The following is a 6,015-nucleotide window of genomic DNA, read 5'->3' on the forward strand; positions in this document are numbered from 1 at the left end:
CGCCCCTGACCCCGCACGCACCTTCGGAGGTACCCACTTGCCCGACCACAACGAAGCCGTCGCCGCCGCACTCGACGCCTACCAGCAGCAACTCCTGCCCGACGAAAGCGACAGCCACCGCACCGACCCACTCCTGGCCGAGCCACTGATCGAGTCCCTCGTCGAGCAGCTCGCCCACTACGCCGGCCGACTCGACCTGAACGTCCACGACACCTTCGCCGAGCTTCACCAGCAGCACCTTGACCGCGGCGGACACGACCACGACCCGATCTACAGTTTCCGGCTCGGCGCCCAAGTCCAGTTCCGCCAGCAGCGCACCGCCACCGGCGCCAAGCCGCGGTACCCGCTGTGGCGCGGCTTCATCGACGCGCTGGCCACCTCCCCCTACGGCGAACACCACTGCACGGTACGGATCCCCGGCGTCAACGAAGGCCTGCACGTCACCGCAACCGAGTTGGAGCCCGCCGATTCCCTGCTGCCCCTGGCGACCCGGACGGCCGGAGTCGTCTCCAACGCCCGCGACGCCGAATCAACGATCGTCAACGTCGCCGTCCGGCTCAAGCGCGCCGCCAACAACGGCCTGGTCACCGACGAGCAGGCACTCACCGACCTCGCCCAGCTGACCATGCGGCTGGGGCAATGGTCGGGCGGCCGACCCGACGCCATCATGCGCCACCTCTACAACCGCATCATGCATGCCGCACACACACCCGCGAACAGGCGCCCCGGACTGGATGCGGCGGCCAGACTCGCCGCCACCGAGTTCCCCCAGCAGCCGAACCCCGTCCCCTCCGACGACTCACCGGCCAGCACTCGCCCCAAGCCCGACGACCCGCCACGCCCGCACAGGCACCGCCCCTGACCACCCAACACTCAGTCGTTCTGTCATCCGAACCGACACCCATGGAGGTTGCATGACTGAAGCCCGCACCGCCGAATTCGCCGAATTCGGAGCCGCAGCCCTGGACGCCTTCCAAGCGCTGTTCGAGGAGACCGAACACCTCGACCACCGCGGCAACAACACCCACGCCCGGGAACTCCTCGGCGATCTGCTGATCGACCTGATGCACTACGCCGACCACCGCGGCCTGGAGTTCAACGACATCCTCGCCCAGGCCAACGGCTACTACCTCAGCGAACACAACAGCCCCGACGTCCTGGCCATCGGCACCACCGTCCAACTCGACGGACCCGCCGCCGACGAGGCGATCCTGCTCGGCGCACCGACCCGCGGCACTGTCACCGGACTCCTGGTCCCCCACGACGGCCCCACCCAGTACGACGTGCACTTCCTCGGCCAGACCAGCAGCCGCACCATCATCGCCGCGGACCTCAAGCCGGCCCCGCCCTTCCCGTCCACACCCACCAGCCAGGGCGTCATCAGCAACCCGCTTCGGGCCGAAGAGACCCTCGTGGAGACCATGGCCCGGATCGGCCGCGCCGACCTCAACGGTGTCCAGCCGGCACAAGAAGACCTCAACGACCACCACGCCCTCCTGGATGCCCTCACGGCCTGGAACGTCATCGACGAACGCGAGGTCACCGACCTACTGCTGGCCAAAGTGGAACCGCGCCTCACCACCCCACCTGCATCCGCCGGGACAGCGCTCAGCCCGGCCCAGCTCGCCGCGCGCGACTTCCCCATCCCGCTGGCGCAAGGGCTCGCCGACCACCAACCCGCCGCCCACCAGCGTCCCGCCACCTCTCCCGCACCACCTCACCGACACCGCCCATAGCCAGCTTCACCTGCACAGACTCCAGCACAACACTCGCCGCACCACGACTGCTTGTGCCACGGCGCCCTCAAGGCCGCGGGCATCGACACCATGGAGGTTCCGCTGAAGCACTTCTTCGACTACGTCACCCGGCAGATCAAGACCGCCGACTCCCTGCCCGCGCTCCTGGCCGCCGCTTTCATGGGGCTGGAACTGATCGAGCGCGCCGCCACCGTCCTGGCCCAAGCCACACCCGAGGACGCCTACCGGACCGCACTCGCGGACGCATCCGACGCCTGGTGGGCGCTCGCCGAGGCCCCCTCGCTGGCCTGGCCCGGTCACGCTATGCCCGACACCGAGATCCCCGAGTTCACCGAGGCCATCGCCGCACTGGTGATGGCCGTGGCCGAAGCGCTCCTCAACGTCGCCTCCAAGACCTCCCAGCCCGCCGACCGGGTGGCGTGTCTGCGCGCCGTCCACCACGCCGGCAACGTCGCCGCGGCCCTGAGGTGACCGCCATGACCCTTGCCGGCAGACGCCTCGACCGCGCCACCCACGCCCTGACCGCCTACGAGAACGACGCCTTCCCCGGCAAGCCCTCGCTCCTGCAGCGTGACACCTTCTACACCCAAGCGCTGCTCGCGGCACTGGTCTGCGACCTGGAGCACTACGCCCACCACCACGGCATCAACTTCACCTCCACCCTCAGCACCGGCCGCGCCCTCAACGCCGCAGAAGTCGCCGAGGACGCCCCGTACAAGGTCGGCGACCAGGTCCGCCTCACCCGCCACGACGACCGGTGCGGCACCGTCATCGGCTGGCAGACCACCGGCCCCGACCCCGACACGACCTTTCTGGTCGCGGTCCCCGGCATCCCGTTCATCTACGCCGAACCCGCCACCCACCTGGCACCCGCGCCCGCCTTCCCGCCCACCCAGACGGCCCTGGGCACCGTCCACCACGCCGACCAGGCCGAAGACCTCTACACCACCATCACCACCCGCCTCGCGAACGCCCCAGAACCAGCCCGGCACGCCCTCGAACACGACCGGCGGCGGCTCCTGGCCGCGCTGAGCACATGGAGCGGCATCACCCAAACCCGACTGCACGACGCACTCGCCCCGCACCCCACCCCGAGCAGACACCAACCCACCGACACCACAGCCGCCGCCACGGACTCCTACACCGACATCAACCCGAGCCCACCCACGGCAGGCCCGCACCCCCACGGCCGTGAGGAGCCGCCGCCCTCGCCCGCAGCCCAAGCCTGACCACCCGCCACACCACCGAGCAGCCTGCCGTTGTCCACAGAAACACGCCCCACCCCCACCACACCACAGCCCGCGCCAGGCTGAACCAGCCGACACCGCCCGCGACAACCCACCCGTCCCACCGGAGGACACCCCAATGACCAACGAACACCACCACCAGGACGTCCGACACACCTGGTTCACCGAGATCCTCACCACCGCCCTCAACGACCTCGCCCACGCCGAACGCGTCATCACCGCCTACGCCGCCCAGCAACCCGACGGATTCATCGCCTGGGGCATGGCCGAAGGCGAAGCCGTCCAAGCCCACCAAGCCCTCCGCCAAGCCCCCTCCCTGCACGCCACACCCGCCACCGACCACACCGAACTGGACGCCACCGCCGACGCCCTGTTCCACCTCGCAACCACCGTCTCCCAAAGCCTGGTCCGGGCCGCCGAACTGACCGGCGACCCCGACGACAAGATGGCCTGCCTCCAAGCCGCCCTGCACGCCGGCCGCCTACGCGACGCCCTCCGGTAACGGCATGGCCACCTTCGGAGAGATGACCGCGCTCGCCGACCAGCACCTCACCGACCTGCACCACCGCCTCTACACCCCGCTCCTGCACCACGACCTGCGCCACCACACCGCCCCACCCGAACTGGCCCGCCTCACCCACGTCCTAGCCCGCTACCACGACCAGATCGCCGTCGGCTTCGGCCTCCCCCACCCCGACACCACCACCGCCACCGCCGGGGTCCGGGACGCCGCCCACCGCGCCAGCACCCTCATCAAACAAGCCGAACACCACCTCGGCCCACCCGCGACCACAGAAACCCCGCAATCACCCCTGGCGGCACAACTCCGCGCCGCCTCCATCGCTCTGGGCTGCGGCCTGGACCTGCTCGCCACCCACTTCCCCACCGCCCCCGACCAAGCGACATCCGTGAACGCCGCGATGATCGCCGCCCCCGACACCGCCCGCGCCCTGCTGCACCAGCTCAGCACCCACACCGCCACCCTCGGCCACCTCGCCTACGGCACCACCACCCCAACCGACCAGGCCGGCCCGCTCCTACTCAAAGCCGCCGTCCTCGCCCGCTTCTACAGCGAGAACCAGCCCCCACCACCCATCACCGCCATCCCCCTCCACCACACGCCCGACCGCATCCCACCCGAGATCGGCGAAACAAGCGATCAAGTCCTCGCCGGCATCAACGCCAGCATCGACCGACTCGGCAACCCCACCACCGCCACCTCCGTCACCACCTGGCGCTACCTCGCCCGCGCAGCCGCCATCATCTGCGACCTCAACCACAAGACCATCCGCCAACTTATCTACCGCATCAACGAACTCGACCAACGCGACCACCTACCCGCCATCCAACAAGCGGCTACCGACCTCCGCCGCCTCCGCACCACCTGGAAAACCATCGTCCGCCGCTGGGACACCCACATCGGCCACCACGGCCACCCCGCCAACGGCCCCGCCACCGACGCCGGCGACCTCATCATCCGCCTCGGCCGCCTCGTCCACACCGACCCCGCCTGGACACCCAGCCCCCGCGCCTCCTCCCACCTCAAACCACCCCACCAACTCGCCCCCACCCTCACCCACGCAGCCGAACTCGCCACCATCACCCTCAAAACCATCGAAGCCTGCAACACACTCGCCGCCCACCACCACACCGCCATCAACGACGCAGCCACCCTCCACGCCCTCGACCGCCACAAGAAACACCCCACCCACATCCCCCGCGCACCAGCATCAGCCCGCGAACTCTCAACCCGCTACGAAAAAGCCCAGATCAAAGGCCGCCAAACCATCACGACCATCGGCCAAGCCATCCACAACCTGACCTCCACGCCCGCCTCCGTCCCCGAAGAAGTCGAGCTGATCTACCAGCGGAACTCGATCCTGGACGAGCACACCAAACACCGCCTGGCCGCCGCCGACTTCCCGTACTCCATCAACGAATGCCTAGAACAATCAGCGTCGCCACCCCAACCCCTCCCGCCGCCCACGACACCGACCAACGCCCAATCCCCAACAGACAACAGGCCAGAGGCGCCCCGTAGACGATGAGCAGCAGGACCTGATGCGATACCGGATCCGCCACGGCACCAGTAGCACCGAGCACGTCGAAGACTCGACTTAGCTACGCTGCAGATGAAATCTCGTCTCAGGATGCTCTGGACGAGCGCCGTCGACCTCGCCGAGGCTCAGAACCCCGGGGCCTGATTTCAGCAGGCCCCCGGGCTCAACTGCCTGCCCTCAACCGGTCGTCGCAACACCCTGGGCTGCTTACGCCGACACGATCAGAGAACGCACCAGCACGGCTACAGACCAGTGAGGGAGCTTGTAACGTCAGGTGTGGAAAGTCCTTGCAGGTAGAAGGCGATGTTCGCTTTACCTGATGCGTCCTGGATATGCCTCGGCGAGTTCGTTGAGTGCTTCGCGCCATCCGGCGGCGCGTTGCCCCTCGACGAGGCGTGTGGGCTGGAAGGCGTGCTTGTCGCCTTGCTCGCGTTTGGCGGCGCGTTCGCGGGCTCTCTTGTCCTCGATGTTGATGATGGCCAGCCAGAGCAGCTTGACCACGGCGTCGTCGGTGGGGAAGTGCCCGCGTGCTTTGGTGACCTTGCGGAGTTGGTAGTTCAGCGACTCGATCCCGTTGGTGGTGTAGAGCAGCTTGCGGACGGGGCGGGTGAAGGCGAAGAAGGGCGTGAACCGGTCCCAGGCGTCCTCGAACACCCGCACCGCCTGCGGATACTTGCGGCCCAGGTCGGTGCCGGCGAACTCGGCCAGGGCCTCCAGCGCGGCGTCGGCATCGGGCGCGGTGTAGACCTTCTTCAACTCCTTGGCCACCGCGCCGGCGTCGCGGCGGGCGACCGGCCGCAGCGCGTTGCGAATGAGGTGGACCACACAGGTCTGCACCACGGTGCCCGGGAACGCCCCGCCGATGGCGTCCTCGAAGCCCTTCAGCCCGTCGCAGCAGGCGATGAGGATGTCGCGGACGCCGCGGTTGCGCAGGTCGGTCATCACCTGCCC

Annotated in this window: 7 protein-coding genes; 6 read left to right on the plus strand and 1 reads right to left on the minus strand. The window is 68.8% G+C overall.

The window, feature by feature from the left end:
• The first annotated feature begins 37 nt into the window (after nucleotides 1-37).
• The 6 genes from ABZ806_RS30570 to ABZ806_RS30595 all read left to right on the plus strand — a co-directional run bounded on the left by ABZ806_RS30570 (nucleotide 38) and on the right by ABZ806_RS30595 (nucleotide 5,052).
• A complete protein-coding gene (locus tag ABZ806_RS30570) occupies nucleotides 38-862 on the plus strand; it encodes a hypothetical protein (RefSeq protein WP_500220892.1) in 825 nt (274 codons plus the stop codon).
• Between the two features lie 52 nt (nucleotides 863-914).
• A complete protein-coding gene (locus tag ABZ806_RS30575; protein ID WP_500220893.1) occupies nucleotides 915-1,736 on the plus strand; it encodes a hypothetical protein in 822 nt (273 codons plus the stop codon).
• Between the two features lie 90 nt (nucleotides 1,737-1,826).
• Complete coding sequence (locus ABZ806_RS30580) at nucleotides 1,827-2,228, plus strand: hypothetical protein (protein WP_500220894.1); 402 nt, start codon at nucleotides 1,827-1,829, stop codon at nucleotides 2,226-2,228.
• A gap of 5 nt (nucleotides 2,229-2,233) precedes the next feature.
• Complete coding sequence (locus ABZ806_RS30585; protein ID WP_500220895.1) at nucleotides 2,234-2,986, plus strand: hypothetical protein; 753 nt, start codon at nucleotides 2,234-2,236, stop codon at nucleotides 2,984-2,986.
• Between the two features lie 136 nt (nucleotides 2,987-3,122).
• Nucleotides 3,123-3,506, plus strand: a complete 384-nt coding sequence (locus ABZ806_RS30590) for a hypothetical protein (RefSeq protein WP_500220896.1) — start codon at nucleotides 3,123-3,125, stop codon at nucleotides 3,504-3,506.
• A 4-nt stretch (nucleotides 3,507-3,510) separates the two neighbouring features.
• On the plus strand, nucleotides 3,511-5,052 hold the full coding sequence (locus tag ABZ806_RS30595; RefSeq protein WP_500220897.1) for a hypothetical protein: 1,542 nt from the start codon (nucleotides 3,511-3,513) through the stop codon (nucleotides 5,050-5,052).
• Nucleotides 5,053-5,376: 324 nt separating this feature from the next.
• Here the strand turns inward: ABZ806_RS30595 and ABZ806_RS30600 are convergent.
• Nucleotides 5,377-6,015, minus strand: a 639-nt coding sequence (locus tag ABZ806_RS30600; RefSeq protein ID WP_500220898.1) for an IS256 family transposase, incomplete at its 5' end; no start/stop codon positions are given.

This window comes from Spirillospora sp. NPDC047418, assembly GCF_040643275.1.
Taxonomy (GTDB): domain Bacteria; phylum Actinomycetota; class Actinomycetes; order Streptosporangiales; family Streptosporangiaceae; genus Spirillospora.